The following is a 20175-nucleotide window of genomic DNA, read 5'->3' as shown; positions in this document are numbered from 1 at the left end:
AGGGGGTATACGGGTGTCTTTATTTTCACTCTTGATGGCGGCAATTGCTCCAGGAATTGCGCTGTTGACTTATTTTTACCTGAAGGACAAATACGACACCGAGCCGCTCCATCTAGTTGCCCGCTTTTTTGTATTCGGGATTGCGATTGTGTTTCCGATTATGATTATTCAACGGGGGCTGATGTTTGGCCTTGGTGATAATCCGTATGTATATTCGTTTGTCATCTCCTCTGGCGTGGAGGAAACGGTAAAATGGTTTATTTTGTATCACATTCTGTACAATCATACTGAGTTTGATGAACCGTATGATAGTATCGTATATGCTGTGGCGATTGGACTTGGTTTTGCAACGCTGGAAAATGTACTGTACGCATTGTACAATTCCATGTCGATTGTATCGCTGCTTGGACGCGGATTGCTGCCGGTTTCCGGTCATGCGCTGTTCGGTGTTATTATGGGATACTATATGGGCAAAGCCAAATTCAGTATCAATGCGCGCAAGCGTCGCTGGTTTGTCATTTGTTCGGTGTTGCTGCCGGTATTCTGGCATGGTGTGTACGATTTCATTTTAAACACGGTGACTCAAGGCTGGTTATGGTATATCGTACCGTTGATGCTATTCCTATGGTACGGCGGCATGCTCAAGATTGCTCGCGCTAACAGCCGTTCGCCGCTGCGCTTTGTCAAACGTGAGGAAGAAATAAATACGTAAATACAGGTAAGACGGATTTCGCAGTCGGCTATGCGGCCGATGTTGGCGAAGTCCGTTTTTTATATCGTTATTGATTATAGGAGGTGCAGAGGATGGATTGGAAACAGTCAGAGCATCTGTGTTTGGAATTTGGCACAGGTGAAGCAGGAGATGCAAGTGATATTTATACAGCCGATATGACGCTGGTAGACGATGAATACATACATACAGGACCACTGCTGGGCGCAGATGGTCATGGGAAAGTGCTGGAAGCCGGTCAGTTGATTAGCGGTTACATTATATTGAAAGATGATACCCGGTACTATTTTGACAGCGAAATCGTCTCGCATGATGTCGCGCAACAGCAAACGGTATTGCGACGTCCAGACGAGCAGGAACTAACCGAGACGCGTAGCCGTAAATATTTACGCGTGCGGGCACAGCTAGAACTGGCAGTAAAATGGAACAATGAGCGCTTCACTGCTTTGACAATGGAAATCAGTGCAGGGGGACTCGTATTCGTACCGGAAGCGGGATTGCAAATTCAGCGTGGCGATGCACTGGAATGCTGGCTATTAATCCAGATGAAAAATAGCGCTATCGAGCATGTGCCGCTGGAAGCAATCGTATTGTCTACGAATGGAGCGAGCGGTGACGGGAGACGTTGTAAAATTGAATATACAGCAATTGCTTCGGCTGATCAGCAAAAGTTGATCCGTTACTGCTTTGAACGACAGTTCGACTTCCGCACGTAACGAGCCGCTGGACGCTTTTGCATGTTGGTATGGACTGTGTTATAATTTGCTTGACGCAGGCCATGCCTGTTTTTTTATTGAGTTGGAGTATGAAGGTCGAGGGGGAGTTCCGATTGGAACGCCAGGATTTGCACAACAGTGGGAACATCAACATTGCGATTGATGGACCTGCCGGCGCGGGGAAGAGCACAATTGCCCGTATGGTTGCCCGGCATCTTGGTTATGTATACGTAGATACCGGAGCGATGTACCGTGCCGTTACATGGCATATGCTTCAATTAAATATTGAACCTGAAAATGCCGAAAAGGTGCTTCAAGAAGCACAAAATCTGGTGATTGAATTAATACCTGATGAGCAGGGACAGCGCGTGCTGGTTAACCAGACCGATGTAACGACTGAAATTCGTACACTAGCTGTAAATCGCATCGTCTCGCGTTATGCGCAGATTGAAGGCGTACGCATTTTGCAGGCTGCCGTACAGCGCAAGCTTGCTTTGCGTAAAGGCGTAGTTATGGATGGACGCGACATTGGATCGCATGTGTTGCCGGATGCTGAATTGAAGATTTTCATGACAGCAACGGTACAGGAGCGTGCAAGACGCCGCTTTGCGGAGATGGACGCTTCCGAGAGCATTACGCTGGAACAGCTTGAACGCGAAATCGCGGAACGGGACCGGTTGGATGAACAACGCGAATTCTCGCCGCTGGTATGTGCCGAAGATGCGATTGTACTTGATACCACATCAATGTCGATTGATGAAGTATCCAACCGCATACTAGAGCTTGCTCATACTACGCTGGCAGGGAGACATTAGACGATGTTCTATTCATTTGCTCGTGCTGTGATTCGTTTTGTTTACAGGTTATTGTTCCGTATCCAGAAGGTCGGAACCGAGAACATTCCCGCTGAAGGCGGTGTGTTGTTATGCTCCAACCATATTAGTAATCTGGATCCACCGCTCGTGGGGATTCTAATCAAACGCCATATCCGTTTTATGGCAAAAGAAGAGCTGTTTGCTTTGCCAGTGCTTGGACCGATTCTTCCCAAGCTTGGTGCTTTTCCAGTCAAACGTGGAGGCATCAGCAAAGATTCGATTCGCACAGCGCTTAATGTGTTACGCGATGGCGGGATACTTGGTATTTTTCCGGAAGGCACACGTAATTCGCAAGCACAGGTTGCCAAAAAAGGTGCCGCGGTTTTTGCTTTGCGAAGTGATGCAGTCGTTATTCCGGTTGCCATTATCGGTCAGTACAAATTATTTGGCAAAATGAAAGTTGTCTACGGTACGCCGGTCGATCTGACTGCTTACAAAGGTAAAGACGCAACAGGCACAGCCGAGGAAGCAACAGACAAGATTATGGCTGCCATCAATCAGCTAAAACAGCAACATCAATCATAATAATGTGTTTTGAACTACGCCAACGTGCGAGTTTAAATAAATGGGATTTGAATTGAGGAGGGTATTGACATGTCGGAAGAAAATAATAACCAGGAAACTACCGAAGTTACTAACCAGGAGGCACTGGAGCAAGTGGTGTCTGTAAACAAAGGTGACACGGTTACCGGAACAATCGTCAAAATCGAAGACAATCAAGCTTACGTAAGTATTGGATATAAATATGACGGTATCATTCCGGTTCGTGAACTTTCTTCGGTACACGTAGACAGCGCTGCGGAAGCAGTAGAAGTCGGTCAAGAAGTAGAGTGCAAGGTTGTCAGCATCAATGACGACAAAGAAAGCCTCGTTCTGTCCAAACGTGCAATCGACAGCGAAAACGCTTGGGAAACACTGGAACAGCGTTTTGAAGCTGGCGAAGTATTCGAAGTTACCGTATCCGATGTAGTAAAAGGCGGACTGGTAGCAGATGTAGGCGCTCGTGGATTCATTCCTGCATCCATGGTAGAACGTCATTTTGTTGAAGATTTCAGTGATTACAAAGGCCGCACATTGCGCGTCAAAGTAAAAGAACTGGATCGCGAAAACAACAAAGTGATTCTGTCCCAAAAAGATGTTCTGGAAGCAGAATACGAGTCCAACAAACAATCTATCATGGAGAACCTGCAAGAAGGTCAAGAGCTGACAGGTACAGTACAACGCCTGACCCAGTTCGGTGCATTCGTTGACGTAGGCGGCGTGGACGGTCTGGTTCACGTATCCGAAATCGCATGGACTCATGTGGACAAACCAGCTGACGTCCTGTCCGAAGGCGACGAAGTAAAAGTAAAAGTACTTCGCGTTGATCCGGAAAAAGGCAAAATCAGCCTGAGTATCAAAGCAGCTCAACCAGGTCCTTGGGAAACTGCTGCTGACAAATTCCACACTGGCGACGTTGTAACAGGCGAAGTAAAACGTCTCGTTAACTTCGGTGCATTCGTGGAAATCGCTCCAGGTGTAGAAGGTCTGGTTCACATTTCCCAGATCTCCCACAAACACATTGGTACTCCGCAAGAAGTACTGGAAGAAGGACAAACCGTTACAGTGAAAGTGCTGGACGTAAACCCTTCCGAAAAACGTGTAAGCCTGAGCATCAAAGAAACTGAGGAAGCTCCAGCTGACGAGCCAAAAGCTCCACGCGAAAGCAAATCCAGAGCGCCTAAACAAGAAGAACTGAACAACCCTAACGTATCCCTGAGCAATCAAGGTATGAACGTTACTCTGGGCGACCTGTTCGGCGACAAACTGAGCAAATTTAAGTGATCAAGAGCAAGCGCCCTCCTTGCTCGCCGTAAACCGGAACGCTTCAACCGGTTTACCACGCTTTTAGCAAGGGATCTCTTTGCTCGCCGTAAACCGAAACGCTTCAATTCGGTTTACCAAAGTCTTAGCAAGCGCCTTTCTTGTTAACCGTAAACCAAAGCACTTCAATCTGGTTTACCAAGTTCCAAGCAAGCGATCTCCTTGCTAAACTTCAGAGAAACATCATCACTTCAATTCCATCGCAACCATCTGCATGTTTCATGCCAGATGGTTTGCCTTTGAATGCAAAATGATGCCTGTTCTCTCTGAATCACACCTCATATACCGGGCTCACCGTATTGCCATTTTGTAACACTTGGCGCTGCGGAATGTCCAACAGCATAATCGGCGAATCCGAAAGTGGATTCGCCGATTATTGCTTTTATTGGTACTTTTCGTGATCAAATCATTATAATTGTTAGCCAATGGTAGCGTTTTTTGCTATGATGGTTAACGGAAAGAAAGAACAGGAGGAATAAAACCTATGGCAAGACCCGTAGTGGCAATCGTTGGCCGTCCCAATGTAGGGAAATCAACGATATTCAACCGGATGATCGGAGACCGGTTGGCAATTGTAGAAGACAAACCGGGGATTACCCGTGACCGGATATATGGTACATCCGAATGGAACGGCAAAGCATTCAGTGTTATCGATACTGGTGGTATCGAAGTAGATGGCGAAGACACCATGCTGAAATCGATCCGTATGCAAGCTGAACTTGCGATTGAAGAAGCGGATGTCATCGTATTTATGTGTGATGTGAAAAGTGGCTTGACGCAATCCGATGAAGAAGTGGCACAAATTTTGTACCGCTCTGGCAAACCAGTGATCGTGGCTGTCAACAAAGTGGATAACATGAATCGGATGAACGATATTTATGAGTTTTATAATGTAGGTTTTGGCGATCCAATCGGTATTTCCGGTAGTCATGGTAGCGGTGTAGGCGATCTGATGGATGAGATCGTGAACAAACTGCCTGAGCTGGAAGACGATGGTTATGATGAGGACGTTATTCGCGTCGCATTGATCGGTCGTCCGAATGTAGGGAAATCATCGCTCGTCAACGCTATTCTTGGCGAAGAACGCGTTATTGTCAGCAATGTAGCTGGAACTACACGCGACGCGATTGATACGCCATTTGAAAAAGACGGTCAGCGTTATGTACTCATTGATACCGCTGGTATGCGCAAACGTGGTAAAGTGTATGAAAATACAGAAAAATACAGTGTAATGCGTGCAATGAAAGCAATCGAACGTGCAGACGTTGTACTGATGGTAATCAACGGCGAAGAAGGTATTATTGATCAGGACAAACACGTTGCCGGTTATGCACACGAAGCAGGGAAAGCAGCTTTAATCGTTGTTAATAAATGGGATGTGGTGGAGAAGGACGACAAAACGATGCAACGTTTTGAGACGACAATCCGCGATCACTTCCTTTATATGCAGTATGCACCAATCGTGTTCCTGTCAGCATTGACCAAGCAGCGTATTCACAAGCTGCTGCCGGTTGTGAAGCAGGCTGCCGAGCAGCATTCTCTGCGTATTCCGACGCATCTGTTGAACGATGTTGTATCGGACGCGGTTGCAATCAATCCGCCGCCAACCGACAAAGGCAAGCGTCTGCGCATCAACTATGTGACTCAGGTAGCCGTAAAGCCACCAACCATTATCGTATTCGTGAACGAGCCGGAAATGATGCACTTTTCCTATGAACGTTATTTGGAAAACAAAATCCGTGCTGCCTTCGACTTTACAGGTACACCGATTCGTATCTTTACCCGCCGCAAATCATCGGACGATTAAGGAGAGAAGCACGTGATCTTATCAGTGTTGGCTATCATTATTAGTTATTTGCTCGGTTCGATCAGTTTTAGTGTGCTGATCGCCAAAAGTATCAAAGGCATCGATATTCGTGATCATGGTAGTGGCAATGCAGGTGCAACGAATACGCTGCGCGTGCTGGGCAAAGGCCCGGCGATTGCCGTCTTGCTGCTAGATGCGATCAAAGGTATTGTTGCAGTCTGGATCGGTGTCTGGCTGAGTGCTACACCGGATTTCTGGATTCCGGCATTGTGCGGATTGGCTGCGATTCTGGGGCATAACTGGCCGATCTATTTTAACTTTCGTGGTGGTAAAGGTATTGCTACTACGATCGGTGTACTAGCAACCTTATGTATTGTACCGACGCTGATTGCTGGTGTTGTGGCAATTCTATCGATTGTATTCACCCGTTATGTATCGCTCGGTTCGTTGATCCTTGTTACATTGACGCCGATTTTGCTGCTCATTATGGGCTATACGGCACCGATTGTAATCGTCAGTATTGTGATCTGGGCACTGGGCGTTTGGCGTCACCGGGCCAATGTAGGCCGGATCATCAAAGGCACCGAAAGCAAAATCGGAGCCAAAGCGGACAAGGGAGGAAGCAAAGTTGTCTGATAAGGTGACTGTTCTAGTAGCTGGAAGCTGGGGAACCGCGCTTGCCTGTGTACTGGCGGACAACGGATTTCACGTATCGCTGTGGGCACGTACGCCTGAGCAAGCCGCAGAAATCAACAATCTTCACCGCAATAGCCGGTATTTGCCGGACGCTGAATTGCCAACGTCCATCGTAGCGACTTCCAATTTGGAAGAAGCAATGAAAGATACGGCAGCTGTTATCATCGTGGCACCGTCCAAAGCGATGCGTGATGTATGTCAGCAGATGAAACCTTTTTACCATGAAGACATGCTGTGCGTGCATGCGACCAAAGGATTTGAAACAGGCTCGTTAAAACGAATGTCCACCGTCATCAGTGAAGAACTGAATATGAAGGAAGACGATGTTGTCGTTCTATCTGGTCCAAGTCATGCCGAAGAGGTAGTCAAGCGTATGCCGACAACGGTCGTGGTTGCAGCTGCCAATGAAAAAGCAGCGGTTGCCGCACAGATGTTGTTTATGAACGAAGACTATTTCCGCGTATATACGAATCGGGATACCATTGGCGTAGAACTCGCAGGTGCACTGAAAAATATTATCGCACTTGGTGCTGGTCTATCGGATGGACTCGGTTTTGGTGACAATGCCAAAGCTGCATTGCTAACCCGTGGTATCGCTGAGATGGTGCGTGTAGGCAGTGAAATGGGTGCCAATCCGCTGACCTTTGCGGGACTGGCTGGCATCGGTGACTTGGTTGTTACCGGTACGAGCAAGCACAGCCGTAACTGGCGTGCCGGTTATATGCTTGGTCAGGGCAAGACGCTGGATGATGTTATGGACTCTATGAATATGGTGGTAGAAGGTGTACGCAGCACGCAGGCAGCACATGATATGTCTCGTCGGCATAATGTGCAGATGCCAATCGCTGAGCAACTGTACCGCGTATTGTTTGAACAGGCAGATCCGCGTACAGCGGTGGAAGCACTTATGGGTCGTGACCCGAAAAATGAAATGGAATCGATGAAGCTAGAAACCTGGAGGCAGTGGCATTCTTGATGCTGCTTCCTTTTGTCATACCCGGAAGGAGTGAAGTGAGTGGCAAAGCATAGTCAGACCTTACAATTGCAGCCGGAATTGCAACGCACGCTAGATCAGCTTGCTGCCGTGATCGGTAGTTCTGCAACACCATTGCCATGGCTGCTTGGTGGTAGCTGTGGATTGTTATTGCAAGGTGTTCAGCTGGAACGTTCACCACGCGATATTGATCTGTATGCAGATGGACCTGCGATCTCCGGGCTGGATGAACAGCTACGGCATTCCTTTGCTCTATTGGATGGGCCGGAACTCAATGAAACGCGTATGTATCGCTCTACGCTCAGTCATTATCAGGGAGAGGATTGCACCATCGAACTGGTCGGTGACTTTGAAGTGCGTGCGCGTGAATCCTATTACCGTGTTCATGTAGATCGGACGCTCTACATGGCGGCGACAATGGTGGAACTGAATGGGCATACTGTTCGTCTGATGCCGCTAGAGCATGAACTGATCTTTAATCTGCTACGTGATCGCGCGGATCGGTATGAAGCAATCGCTGAGCAGTTGCGCCAACAACCGGAGCGCCATGAACCATTATTGCGTCAGTTGATCGACCATAATGGATTTCATCCGCAACTGATGCAGCGTATTCTTCGGCTGGCTGGATTGCAGGCTTGAATATGAATAAAATAAGCAAAATCAATGTACAATTGCTGCCATCCGGGCGTTCGATACAGGTTAGTGCAGGTACGACTGTTTTACAGGCGATTCGTCGGGCAGGAGTATCGTTACCGGTTCGCTGTGATGGACGAGCAGCATGTTTAATGTGTAAAGTGCATATTCAGCCAGGAGAGCAAGGCACTGGCGATGGATTATGTGCACCGAATGCAGCTGAGCAACGCAAGCTGGGCAGTCAGCTACAGGAAGGGATACGACTGGGGTGTCAGGCGAGAATTGAAGCGCCAGCCGTTATCACAGTGCCGGAAGATCGGCTCAAAGCAGCGATTCGTAGACAGCTAGAGCAACAGGACGATGATTTGAGCGATTGGTAGATAAAAAACAGGCAAAATGCTTGAAATTCAAAGATGGCTGTATTACTATAGTTTTGTTCTGTTTGCCGCAGTTTGTGGCAGACTGATCAACTGTACAAATCCGCACCGTTTACACATATTTTCGTATTCACGAAAACTACAGTAGCTTGTGGATACACGCATACTTGCTCAGGAGGTGACAACTATGAACAAGACAGATCTGATCGCACAGGTAATTGAAAAAACCGAGCTGCAAAAGAAAGATGCAACAAAAGCAGTTGATGCTGTTTTTGAAGCTATTGCAAGCGCGCTGCAAAGCGGTGATAAAGTGCAACTGGTTGGTTTTGGTAACTTTGAAGTTCGTGAGCGTTCTGCCCGTAAAGGTCGCAACCCACAAACTGGTGAAGAAATCGAAATCGCTGCCAGCAAAATCCCGGCTTTCAAGCCTGGTAAAGCCTTGAAAGATGGAATTAAATAAGTTGTACATATTCCATGTTCAGGAAAAAGACCGTGATCAGGTTTGGTCACGGTCTTTTCGCGTTTACGCAGTGTAGAATAACGATAGGGTTTACGAATTGCTGAACCAGCCTGTATGATAGGATGGTGTACATATACGTACAGATGAATCCCGCCGTCGGCGGAAGGAGGAACATAATGCAACCATCCAATGACAACAATTATGTGAATAGCGAATATGTAGTGATCAAGGCAAAAGACAATGGCGTGCAGGTGATCGGCTTGACCCGAGGTCGCGATACACGTTTTCATCATACCGAGAAGCTGGACAAGGGTGAAGTGCTGATCGTTCAGTTTACTGAGAATACATCCGCCATCAAAATCCGTGGCGATGCTGAAGTACAAACGAAGCATGGCATAATGCATACAGATTAACTGATTCGCCGCTTGAATCCGCTTGTATGTATGATATGGGTGGAATTGGGTGCAGTTATCATATCTGACGTTTTCTCAATCCAATATTTAGTATACCGGTCGTTCATCGTCTAACATGCTACAGGCATACGGCGAATAAGCGTACCGGTATTTTGTTTGGGAACGGTTGAAAATAATGATTTTTGTGTAAAAAGTAACATATTATGATCGGAGGTAGATGACAACAATCAAATCCTGCATCACCCTGTCTTGTGATGACAACATATGATATAATGAACTGAAGTGGTTTAAATCTGAAGTATTGTGTATTTCAGGTTTGTGAAAATATAGACTTGCCTGGATAAGGCGCGGAGGCTGAAATGAAACCGTATCGCTTGTTGGAAACATCCCAAAAATATACCGAATACGATATGATTCAAAAGCATACAGAGGTTGCCGGATTTCCGGATGTCCGTGCCCGCTTGTTACACCTGTTTTTAAGCGAGGCAGGCAGCAATCATTTGCAAACACATGCGGACCAACTGTTTCCACTGGTGACGGGTCTAGTACAGATGGCATTGGATACACATGATATGATCGATACGTCGCCTGCTCATCAGCAGGAGGAACAGATGAGATCACGTCAATTGAACGTACTGGCAGGCGATTATTTCAGTAGCCGTTTTTATGAGTTGCTAGCTAAAGCAGGCGAGATTCAGATGGTATCGCGTTTAAGCGAAGCGATTTGTGAGAACAATCGATTAAAAATGAATCTGTACGAGCAATCTCAGCGCGGCACATTGACAGTGGAACAATATATGGAAGCAAGCATACAGCTGAAGATGCAGCTGTTTCTTTCGTTTAAGCCCTATATTGCTGAGGAGCAGCGTCAGCTGTGGGAGCAGTTATTATATTTGTTTAGTCGCTGCGAATTGCTGGCAAACGAGCTGAATCCCGGTAGCGCAGAGCAACCATTCGGTCATTTCCGCTTGTATGATGCGCTGGAACAAGCGCCGGAGCGTCGGAATGAATTATACAGTGAGCCACAACAAAGTCCTCGCTGGCAGGAATGGGATGCACTCTATGGTACAACTGCACGATTGGAGAAACTGCTCGGACATGCACTGGCAGCGATCGGTGAACGTTTACAGCAAAGTGATCATGATGTATTGCAAACGGAAATATCCGGTCTAACCGGCAGCTATGCCAAGCTTGTTCATCAGGTGTGAGATCATCAGAAGAGGTGAAGAAATAATGAGCAAACCGGAAAGTGCCAAACCCAAAGAACAGTTCGTACAATCGGTATTTGAATCGATTGCACCGAAATACGATATGATGAATGATGTGCTCAGTTTCCGTATGCACAAAACATGGCGCAAATTTACTATGAAAAAAATGAATGTGCAGCAGGGCGATTCTGCACTGGACGTATGTTGTGGAACATGTGATTGGACACTCAGTATCGCTGAAGCAAGCAAAACAGGCAAAATTTACGGACTGGATTTTAGCCCGAATATGCTCAGCGTCGGTCAAACGAAAATTGACCGCGATGGCTGGCAGGATAATATTACACTGACACAGGGTAATGCGATGGATCTGCCTTTTGAAGACAATTCGTTCGATTATGCAACGATTGGCTTTGGTCTACGCAATGTGCCTGATCTGGAAAAGACACTGCGTGAAATGCAGCGTGTCGTCAAACCGGGTGGCATGGTCGTATGTCTGGAATTGTCCAAACCAACGTGGCAGCCGTTCAAAGGCATCTATTATTTCTATTTTCAAAATTTGCTGCCGCTAATGGGACGCCTTGTCGCCAAGCGGTATGAGCAGTATAAATGGTTGCCGGATTCGCTAAAAGCTTTCCCGGGGCGCTCTGAGCTTGCGGGTGTATTCAACCAGATTGGTTTGCAGCAGGTGCAGGCGTATCCGCTGACTGGCGGAATTGCCGCACTTCATATTGGAATCAAGGAGAAGTAGGATGTTTAAGAAAATTAAAATTTTTCTCGAAATGATTAAAGTGGAGCATACATTATTTGCATTGCCATTTGCTTTTATGGGTGCGATGCTCGGCTCTTATGTAGTATTTGGACATCTGCCAACATGGCAACAGGTAGTATGGATTCTAGTTGCTATGGTCGGCGCACGCAGCGCGGCGATGGGGCTGAATCGCCTGATCGACCGTACGTTTGATGGCAAAAATCCGCGCACGATGATGCGTGCCATTCCGGCAGGACTGCTGCGCTCCGGCGAAGTGGTTATTTTTATCGTGATCTCGCTCGTTGTATTCTTCTGGGCAGTAACCGAATTGTCTCCGCTAGCATTGCGTTTATTGCCGATTGCTGTCTTTATGCTTATCTTCTATTCGTTCACGAAACGCTTTACATGGTTATGCCATGTGGTTCTGGGCATGACGATTGCACTCGCGCCACTGGGTGGCTGGGTTGCGGTGACCGGTACAGTTACTTGGACGGCAATTGTGTTCTTCGTTGCGATTACGTTCTGGACAGCAGGGTTTGATGTTATTTATGCGTGTGACGACGAAGAGTTTGACCGCAAAGAAGGGCTGCATTCCATTCCGAGCCGATTCGGCATTCCGCGTGCATTGAAAATTGCACAGGGCTTCCACGTTATTACGGCGATCGGTCTGATTAGTCTGTTCTTTATCGCGCATCTGGGCTTATGGTATGCCACGGGTGTTGTTATTGCGTGTGCGATTTTGTTCTATCAACATTATATTGTAAAACCAAAAGATTTGAGCCGCCTGCAAACGGCGTTCTTCACGATGAATGGTGCACTCAGCATCATCATGTTTGCATTCACGCTTATTGATCTGGCGGTGAAACAATGGCTGTAAACGACGAACATTCATCTCCGCTATCTGCCCCGGTTGTTGCCGGGACGGATGGCGCGCCTTCAGCCAATGCCGGTCAGCGTTATGTGATCGGCATTACTGGTGCCAGCGGCTCGGTATATGGTATTCATCTGGCTGAAGTCTTGCTGTCGCTCGGCTATAGTGTGCATCTGGTCATCTCCAATGCAGGCTGGCGTGTATTGAAAGAAGAAATGGATTGGTCGGCTTCTGGACGTGACGAGATGCTGTCGCAGCATTTCGGTCATCTGCCGGGAAAGCTCGTATATCATTCCTTTTCCGATATTGGTGCTTCTATTGCAAGCGGCTCGTTCCGGGTGAAAGCGATGATTATCATTCCGTGCTCTATGGGCACGCTGGCGAATATTGCTGGCGGCATGTCCACCAATCTGATGACCCGCGCGGCAGACGTTATGATTAAAGAGGAGCGCAAACTGGTTATAGTTCCAAGAGAAACACCACTGCATGCGATCCATTTGGAAAATATGCTGAAACTGGCGCGTTTGGGAGTCAGCATCGTTCCGGCTATGCCGGCTTTTTATTATCGCCCCAAAACACTGGAAGATGCGGTTGACTTCATGGTTGGCAAAGTGCTCGATCTGCTCGGGATCGATCACGATTTATTTGAACGATGGGGGAATGACCGTGACGAAGTTTGAATTGCCGATCCAAATCGGTAAAATTGAATATACGAACGACTGGCCGATCTATCAGCATTTCCAACCGGAGCAGCTGTCGGTATCGGCCGTTATTCATAGTGATCTGCCTGCCAATCTGAATCGCGGACTGCTGGAAGATACGTTGTATATCACGCCAGTATCCTCATTCGCTTACGGAACGCGTTCGCAGGACTTCTGGTTGTTGCCGGATCTGTCGGTCAGTGCTCAGAATGCGGTCGGATCAATTCTTCTGTTTTCCAGAAAACCGGTGGCAGAACTGGGAAATGGAACGATTGCGCTGACAAACACTTCGGCAACGTCTGTGAATTTGCTGAAGATCATTTTACAAAAACGATACGGGTTTGCGCCTGAATATGTATCGATGAATCCGAATCTGGATGAGATGATGGAAGCCTGCGATGCGGCATTGCTGATTGGTGATCATGCGATTGAAGCAGCGCGTCACGATAGCGGCTATATTGTGACTGATCTAGGTCGCGAATGGAAATCGTGGACAGGGCACAGCATGACGTTTGCCGTATGGGCAGTGAATAAGCAATTTGCGGCGGTATACCCGGAGCTGGTGACCGAGATTGCCTCTGGTCTGCGAAGTAGCAAACAGCAAAGTTTGCACAATCTCGAACCTGTCATTGCCGAAGCACAGCGCAAAATGGGCGGCGAGCATGACTACTGGGAACATTATTTCCGCCAGTTGTGGTATGATTTTGGTACACAGGAACAGCAGGGACTGGCGCTGTACTTCCGTTACGCGTATGAACTTGGCCTGCTGAACCATGAAGTGCACATGGAATTATGGACTGACAATACGATGACACGGGTGAACGAATGAAACTACTGGATATTTTCGGGACACTAAAAAAAGACATGAACGTCATTGAACGAGAACTGAGCCGCAGCATTGATACTGATCATGCGCTGCTGAATGAGGCTTCACTACATTTGTTAAAAGCGGGAGGAAAGCGGCTTCGTCCCGCTTTTGTGCTGCTTGGCGGTAAATACGGCACCTATGATCTGGAAAAGCTCAGCAATGTCGCTGTACCGCTGGAGCTGATCCATATGGCATCTCTAGTGCATGACGATGTGATCGACGACGCGGAAACTCGTCGCGGTCAACTGACGGTCAAATCAAAATGGGACAACCGGATCGCTATGTATACTGGCGACTATATTTATGCCAAAGCGCTAGTTATCGTCGCCCGGTTGCAAAACCCGGAGATTCACCGCGTACTTGCCAAAGCGATGGTGCAGATGTCGATCGGTGAAATGGAGCAAATTCGCGACTTTTTCAACACCGAGCAAACGATCCGTCGTTATTTGCTACGCATTCGCCGCAAAACGGCATTGCTGATCGCAATTAGCTGCCAACTCGGTGGGCTTGCTGCCGATGCACCAGCTGCACATACGCGCCAACTGTATCGTTACGGCTACAACGTAGGCATGGCTTTTCAAATCCGTGACGACGTACTCGACTTGTGCGGCACGGAGAAACAAATCGGCAAACCACCAGGCAGCGACCTGCGTCAGGGCAATATCACCCTGCCAGTACTGATGGCACTTCAAGAACAGGAGCTAAATCAGCCTCTGCTCTCCGAAATCCGCCGCATCCACGAAGCCGACGGTCAAACCGATGTGAAGACAGCCGTAAACATGATCAAAAATAGCCAAGGCATTGAGCGCGCCGAACAACTAGCCGACCGCTATATTCAAAAAGCAATGGACGCCCTACAACAACTACCAGAAGGCAAAACCCGTAAGCACCTACAAGAAATCGCTCACTTCGTAGCCAAGCGCTCCCACTAATCCCCAATCTTGCAAACAGCAAGCAATCGGATAAGAAGAGCCATAAAGCGACAAGAGTAACTACAAAAAAGCACCCCCCCAAACCAGCCCTGAACCCTCAGCGCTGGTTTTTTTCTAATTAGTAACTACTCAAAACTACTCAATTCCCAAAGATTCGCCTTTATTAACAAAAGCAACAATAGAGATATCATTCGATCAGCAGGAAACAACTCTATAACCACAAACAAAAAAGCCATCAAAACACACCATCCTCATAAATAATCCACAAAACACTTCAAACGTTCTAAACGCCTAAACGCCTAAACGTCTAAGCGACCTAAACATCCTAAACATCTTAAACGCCCTTGACCTTCCCTGCTACCCCACCCACTCGTGAGAGTCGGAGGGAGTTGTCAGCACATAGCGGCGGGAAGGGAATAGGGGATAAGGACGCCCTTGGAGCGCGGGAATCTACAAGTAACTCCCATTTCGTAGATTCCCGCGCTCCACCGAAGGACGTTCCCCTATCCCTTCCCAGAGCGATGCCCGCTCACAACATCCCCCCACTCCCACCAAATTCCAAATTATTTATCTCCCGGGACTAAAAGACTACCCCTCAGATGTCGATATATACAATACTGAAGTATGCAGACCGTTTCCGATGCTACAAATGGCAGTAATCACGTCGGCAGACAGGCGCATAACAAGTGAGAGGATTCATGTGGGCGGTATTGTATCAAAAATGAGCTGTTATGGATATGATTCGATTTCTTTCTGTACTCCCAGGTTTCTGTTAGAATACACAAGTGAGCACTTTGCATTGCTCCGATAGCAGATCACTTTGTAGATAACAGGAGAGTGAGTCAGATGGAACGAACATTTTTGATGATTAAACCTGACGGAGTACAACGTGGGTTAATCGGACGCATTATCAGTCGCTTGGAAGACAAAGGATTCAAATTGATCGGTGGCAAATTCCTCATCCCAACCGAGGAGCAAGCCAAAAGCCATTATGCTGAACACGAAGGCAAAGCGTTTTACGGAGAATTGATTGATTTTATTACCTCCGGTCCGGTGTTCGCGATGGTGTGGGAAGGCGATGATGTGATCACCCTTTCCCGTATGCTGATGGGCAAAACCCAGGTAAAAGAAGCACTGCCTGGCACGATCCGTGGCGATTTTGCTGCACATACGCCGTTCAATTTAATTCATGGCTCCGATTCGCCGGAAAGTGCGGACCGGGAAATTGCCAACTTCTTTGCTCCCAACGAATTAAGCGTTTACGAAAAAAACATTTCGGCCTGGCTCTAACACATACCCCCGCATGGACTGAACTTATAATCATGATCAAGGAAGTGATTCCATGCTTACGAATGATGCCATTCAACCGGACGCGGATTATGCCGGCTTTATCAAAAAAGTAAAAGACAATACAGGGATCGATCTGTCGCAGTACAAAGAAGCACAGATGAAACGCCGTCTGACGACGCTGCGTACCAAAAACGGATTCTCGACATTCAGCGCATTTTTCGACGCCATGCTGAAGGACAAAGCATTGTTTTACGAGTTCCTTGACCGGATGACGATCAACGTATCTGAGTTCTGGCGTAACCCGAACCGTTGGGAAGTGTTGCGCGATACGATTCTGCCCGATTTGCAGCGCACCAGCAAAAATCTGAAAGTATGGAGTGCTGCCTGCTCGACTGGTGAAGAGCCGTACACGCTTGCAACGATTCTCGCGGACAAAAACTTGCTTTCGTCCAGCACGCTGCATGCCACTGATATTGATGACGGTGCTCTGGAAAAAGCCAAAAAAGCGCTATATCTGGAACGCTCGCTCAAGGACGTGCCGGCGGACGTGGTCAAACGGTATTTCACTGCGCAAGGACCGATGTTCAGTGTTAACGATACGCTGAAAAAGGCAGTTCAGTTCCGTAAGGGCAATCTGCTGATCGACAAGTTCGAAACAGGATATGATCTGATCGTATGCCGTAATGTTATGATCTACTTTACTGAAGAAGCGAAGCATTTGCTGTATCACAAATTTGCAGCAAGTTTGCGCCCGGGCGGCGTTTTGTTTGTAGGTAGCACGGAGCAGATTTTCTCTCCGGGTCAGTATGGATTCGATTCCTCAGAAACATTCTTTTATCACAAAAAAGGTTGATCATCCGGCGGGGGCTGATCTGCAACATGAACAACATAGATGCCGGTTCTTGTATCTGAATCGGTATCCTGCAAGGCGGGCCACAAGCAAGACCGCATGCTTAACATCAATCATGGTAAACACAAGCACACTGTCTTACAGGCGAAAGCCATCGGCAGTGTGCCTTTTTGCATAGGAACAGACCGTAAAAATGCCGGATAGATATGCACAAATACAATATTTGACGTTCCTTGTCAAATGGATGAAGGCTGTACTATAATAAGCAAAGGTAACTACGGATTTTAGCGATGCACAGTTTAACAGTTTAAAGGGGGAACGCAACATGAGTATACGTTACTTGACAGCCGGGGAGACGCACGGTCCCCAGTTGACTGCGATTATTGAAGGATTACCAAGCGGATTGGAGCTTGATTTTGAAGCGCTCAATTTCCAACTGGCACGTCGTCAAAAAGGATACGGTCGCGGTCGCCGCATGCAAATCGAGAAAGATACAGCAGATATCGTGGGCGGTGTACGCCACGGGTATACAACAGGTGCACCGGTAGCTATGGTTGTTGCTAACAACGACTGGAAGCACTGGACCAAAATTATGAATATCGAACCGATGGAAGGCACAGACGAAGAGAAACGTCGTGTTCACCGTCCACGTCCAGGTCATGCGGATCTGAACGGCGGTTTGAAATACAATCACAAAGACCTGCGCAACGTATTGGAGCGCTCCAGTGCACGCGAGACAGCAATCCGCGTCGGTGTCGGCGCAGTTGCTCGCCAATTCTTGGCACAGTTCGGTATCAAGATCGGTGGACAGGTTATCCGCATCGGCGAGATTGAAGCGCCAGCTAACGATCTTTCACTAGATGAACTCATTGAACGCACAGAAGAATCTTCCGTTCGTGTAGTTGATAAAGAAACCGAGCAGAAAATGGAAGCGTACATCGATCAGATCAAAAAAGAAGGCGATTCGATCGGTGGTATCGTGGAATGTATCGTAGAAGGCGTACCGGTCGGTTTGGGTACGTTTGTGCAATATGACCGTAAGCTGGATGCACGCATTGCGCAGGCAGTTATGTCCATCAATGCGTTCAAAGGTGTAGAGATTGGCATCGGCTTTGAAGCTGGACATATTCGCGGCTCACAAGTGCATGATGAGATTCTGTATAGCGAAGAGCGTGGATACCATCGTGCTACGAACCGTCTCGGCGGCTTTGAAGGCGGCATGACGAACGGTATGCCAATCGTCGTCCGCGGCGTAATGAAGCCAATCCCGACGCTGTACAAACCGCTGCAAAGTGTAGATATCGATACGAAGGAGCCATTTACCGCACAAGTAGAACGTTCCGACGCATGTGCCGTACCTGCGGCAAGCGTAGTGATGGAGAGTGTGGTTGCCTGGGAAGTTGCCAAGGCTTTCCTGGAAAAATTCGGTGGCGACTCCATGACGGAGATTCGTAAAAACTACGATAATTACCTCGCACAGCTGGAAGCTTACTGATGAGCGATATTCGCACAGTAGACGTTCAACTTGGCGAACGCTCTTATCCGATCTATATTGGCGAACAGCTGCTGGAGCAATCCGGCAGCTATTTGGAAAAGCATAAACTGTCCAAGCAAAGCCCGCTGCTGATCGTTACGGACGAGAATACCGCGCCGCTGCATCTGGACAAGCTGGAGCAGTCGCTGCAAACTGCGGGCTTTACCTTTGTCACAGCTGTTGTCGGCGCAGGTGAAACGTCCAAATCGCTAGCGGTATTCGAAGCAGTTATGACCAAAGCGATTGAAGGTGGACTGGATCGCAAATCGGCGGTGATCGCGCTCGGTGGCGGTGTCGTTGGCGATCTGGCTGGTTTTGTAGCTGGAACGTACATGCGCGGCATTCGTTTTATTCAGATGCCGACTACCGTGCTTGCTCACGATAGCAGTGTCGGTGGCAAGGTAGCAATCAATCACCGACTAGCGAAAAATATGATCGGCGTCTTCCATCAACCGGAGCTGGTGCTGTACGATCTAAGCACCCTGCAAACGTTGCCGCTGCGCGAAGTGCGTGCCGGTCTGGCAGAGATGGTGAAGCATGGTCTGATCTGGGATGCTGACTTTGCATACTGGTGTCTGGAACATGCGGATTCATTACAGGCAGTAGACCGTGAAGCGATGGGCTATGGTCTGGAAAAAGGCTGTGCGATCAAGGCGATTGTCGTCTCGCGTGATGAGCGCGAAAATGATCTGCGCGCCATTCTCAACCTTGGTCATACGATCGGTCATGCCATCGAAGCGGTTGCTGGTTATGGCGAGATCATTCACGGCGAAGCGATTTCTATCGGTATGGTCGGTTCTGCGATCATCGGCGAAGCACTTGGTGGTGAGCCAGGGCTAGTTGATACGACACGTCGTATGCTGCAAAGTCTCGGTCTGCCGACGGTATTACCACAGCATTTGGACATTGATGCCATTATGGAAGCGATGATGCACGATAAGAAGTTTCAAGAAGGCAATATGACCTTCGTCGTGCCACAGTCAATCGGCAAAGTGGAGATCAATCCTAATGTTGATTACCATCTGGTGCGTCGTACTGTGGAACAGCTGAAGGAGGAGGTCTGAGTATGAGTATCTATATGCGTGGAATCCGCGGGGCAACTACTGTGACTCGCAACGAGCGTCAAGAGATTCTTGACGAAACGCTTGTATTGCTAAAAGAAATCGTAGAGCGCAATCAATTTGAGCCGGAAGATATTAGCAGCATCTGGATTACGATGACTGCCGATCTGGATGCCGCGTTTCCAGCACTGGCAATTCGTGAAATGGAAGGCTGGAATATGGTGCCGTTAATGTGTGCAGTCGAAGCATCGGTACAAGGCAGTCTGCCGAAGTGTATCCGGTTGATGATTCATGTGAATACGACCAAGACACAGCAGGAAATGCGCCATGTCTATTTGAATGAAGCGAAGCGTCTGCGCCCGGATCTGGCAACATCCTGAGCCAATTCCAGCGTAAGGGTTGCGTCAGTTACCCGTTATGGGGTATAGTATAAAATAAGCTTAAGAAGCAAGCAGAGCCGTGTATTGAGATGAGATTGCAGGTAAGCAGAGAGAGCAGTATAGATGAGAAGGAAACGTAAGCCTTGTCGGCGGGCTGAGCGGAGTGTT

Annotated in this window: 23 protein-coding genes; all 23 read left to right on the top strand. The window is 48.0% G+C overall.

Annotated features, from left to right (window positions below; translation table 11 throughout):
• The first annotated feature begins 13 nt into the window (after window positions 1-13).
• Window positions 14-712: a glutamic-type intramembrane protease PrsW gene (prsW, locus tag ACDE64_RS14975; RefSeq protein WP_411347349.1), complete on the top strand. Its 699-nt coding sequence runs from the start codon at window positions 14-16 to the stop codon at window positions 710-712.
• 92 nt (window positions 713-804) lie between these two features.
• Complete coding sequence (locus ACDE64_RS14970) at window positions 805-1446, top strand: flagellar brake protein (protein ID WP_411347348.1); 642 nt, start codon at window positions 805-807, stop codon at window positions 1444-1446.
• Window positions 1447-1559: 113 nt separating this feature from the next.
• Entirely contained in the window at window positions 1560-2261 is a 702-nt protein-coding gene (gene cmk / locus ACDE64_RS14965; protein ID WP_411342939.1) for a (d)CMP kinase, read from the top strand.
• A gap of 3 nt (window positions 2262-2264) precedes the next feature.
• Window positions 2265-2846, top strand: coding sequence for a lysophospholipid acyltransferase family protein (locus ACDE64_RS14960; protein WP_411342938.1), 582 nt, complete (start codon window positions 2265-2267; stop codon window positions 2844-2846).
• Between the two features lie 69 nt (window positions 2847-2915).
• Complete coding sequence (rpsA, locus tag ACDE64_RS14955; protein WP_411342937.1) at window positions 2916-4145, top strand: 30S ribosomal protein S1; 1230 nt, start codon at window positions 2916-2918, stop codon at window positions 4143-4145.
• A gap of 523 nt (window positions 4146-4668) precedes the next feature.
• On the top strand, window positions 4669-5991 hold the full coding sequence (gene der, locus ACDE64_RS14950; protein ID WP_411342936.1) for a ribosome biogenesis GTPase Der: 1323 nt from the start codon (window positions 4669-4671) through the stop codon (window positions 5989-5991).
• 12 nt (window positions 5992-6003) lie between these two features.
• The gene (plsY, locus tag ACDE64_RS14945) at window positions 6004-6627 is read left to right on the top strand and encodes a glycerol-3-phosphate 1-O-acyltransferase PlsY (protein WP_411342935.1); all 624 of its coding nucleotides are present in this window, start codon (window positions 6004-6006) and stop codon (window positions 6625-6627) included.
• Window positions 6620-7663 carry an NAD(P)H-dependent glycerol-3-phosphate dehydrogenase gene (locus ACDE64_RS14940; protein ID WP_411347347.1) on the top strand — a complete coding sequence of 348 codons (1044 nt, stop codon included), beginning with the start codon at window positions 6620-6622 and terminating at the stop codon, window positions 7661-7663. Before plsY ends, ACDE64_RS14940 begins: the two co-directional genes overlap by 8 nt.
• 39 nt (window positions 7664-7702) lie before the next feature.
• Window positions 7703-8320: a hypothetical protein gene (locus ACDE64_RS14935; RefSeq protein ID WP_411347346.1), complete on the top strand. Its 618-nt coding sequence runs from the start codon at window positions 7703-7705 to the stop codon at window positions 8318-8320.
• Between the two features lie 2 nt (window positions 8321-8322).
• A complete protein-coding gene (locus ACDE64_RS14930; RefSeq protein WP_411347345.1) occupies window positions 8323-8694 on the top strand; it encodes a 2Fe-2S iron-sulfur cluster-binding protein in 372 nt (123 codons plus the stop codon).
• Window positions 8695-8878: 184 nt separating this feature from the next.
• Complete coding sequence (locus ACDE64_RS14925; RefSeq protein ID WP_367059316.1) at window positions 8879-9151, top strand: HU family DNA-binding protein; 273 nt, start codon at window positions 8879-8881, stop codon at window positions 9149-9151.
• A 176-nt stretch (window positions 9152-9327) separates the two neighbouring features.
• Window positions 9328-9564 (top strand): trp RNA-binding attenuation protein MtrB, encoded by a 237-nt coding sequence (gene mtrB, locus ACDE64_RS14920; RefSeq protein WP_411342931.1) that lies wholly within the window; start codon window positions 9328-9330, stop codon window positions 9562-9564.
• Window positions 9565-9923: 359 nt separating this feature from the next.
• Window positions 9924-10772: a heptaprenyl diphosphate synthase component 1 gene (locus ACDE64_RS14915; RefSeq protein ID WP_411347343.1), complete on the top strand. Its 849-nt coding sequence runs from the start codon at window positions 9924-9926 to the stop codon at window positions 10770-10772.
• Between the two features lie 25 nt (window positions 10773-10797).
• Window positions 10798-11520: a demethylmenaquinone methyltransferase gene (locus ACDE64_RS14910; RefSeq protein ID WP_411342929.1), complete on the top strand. Its 723-nt coding sequence runs from the start codon at window positions 10798-10800 to the stop codon at window positions 11518-11520.
• A gap of 1 nt (window position 11521) precedes the next feature.
• Window positions 11522-12397, top strand: a complete 876-nt coding sequence (locus ACDE64_RS14905) for a UbiA-like polyprenyltransferase (RefSeq protein ID WP_411347342.1) — start codon at window positions 11522-11524, stop codon at window positions 12395-12397.
• Entirely contained in the window at window positions 12388-13071 is a 684-nt protein-coding gene (locus ACDE64_RS14900) for a UbiX family flavin prenyltransferase (protein ID WP_411347341.1), read from the top strand. Before ACDE64_RS14905 ends, ACDE64_RS14900 begins: the two co-directional genes overlap by 10 nt.
• Window positions 13058-13921 carry a menaquinone biosynthesis protein gene (locus ACDE64_RS14895; RefSeq protein WP_411342926.1) on the top strand — a complete coding sequence of 288 codons (864 nt, stop codon included), beginning with the start codon at window positions 13058-13060 and terminating at the stop codon, window positions 13919-13921. The genes ACDE64_RS14900 and ACDE64_RS14895 overlap by 14 nt, the downstream gene beginning before the upstream one ends.
• The gene (locus ACDE64_RS14890; protein WP_411342925.1) at window positions 13918-14892 is read left to right on the top strand and encodes a polyprenyl synthetase family protein; all 975 of its coding nucleotides are present in this window, start codon (window positions 13918-13920) and stop codon (window positions 14890-14892) included. Before ACDE64_RS14895 ends, ACDE64_RS14890 begins: the two co-directional genes overlap by 4 nt.
• An 846-nt stretch (window positions 14893-15738) precedes the next feature.
• Window positions 15739-16182: a nucleoside-diphosphate kinase gene (gene ndk, locus ACDE64_RS14885; protein ID WP_411342924.1), complete on the top strand. Its 444-nt coding sequence runs from the start codon at window positions 15739-15741 to the stop codon at window positions 16180-16182.
• 52 nt (window positions 16183-16234) lie between these two features.
• Complete coding sequence (locus ACDE64_RS14880; RefSeq protein WP_411342923.1) at window positions 16235-17035, top strand: CheR family methyltransferase; 801 nt, start codon at window positions 16235-16237, stop codon at window positions 17033-17035.
• Between the two features lie 322 nt (window positions 17036-17357).
• Entirely contained in the window at window positions 17358-18527 is a 1170-nt protein-coding gene (gene aroC / locus ACDE64_RS14875) for a chorismate synthase (protein ID WP_411342922.1), read from the top strand.
• Between the two features lie 8 nt (window positions 18528-18535).
• A complete protein-coding gene (gene aroB / locus ACDE64_RS14870; protein WP_411350306.1) occupies window positions 18536-19630 on the top strand; it encodes a 3-dehydroquinate synthase in 1095 nt (364 codons plus the stop codon).
• 8 nt (window positions 19631-19638) lie between these two features.
• Window positions 19639-20007 carry a chorismate mutase gene (gene aroH, locus ACDE64_RS14865; protein ID WP_411346804.1) on the top strand — a complete coding sequence of 123 codons (369 nt, stop codon included), beginning with the start codon at window positions 19639-19641 and terminating at the stop codon, window positions 20005-20007.
• Window positions 20008-20175 lie beyond the last annotated feature (168 nt).

The organism is Paenibacillus sp. WLX2291 (assembly GCF_046603665.1).
Taxonomy (GTDB): domain Bacteria; phylum Bacillota; class Bacilli; order Paenibacillales; family Paenibacillaceae; genus Saccharibacillus.
The sequence above is the reverse complement of the archived record's forward strand: the minus strand, read 5'-3'. Positions and strand labels throughout refer to the sequence as shown.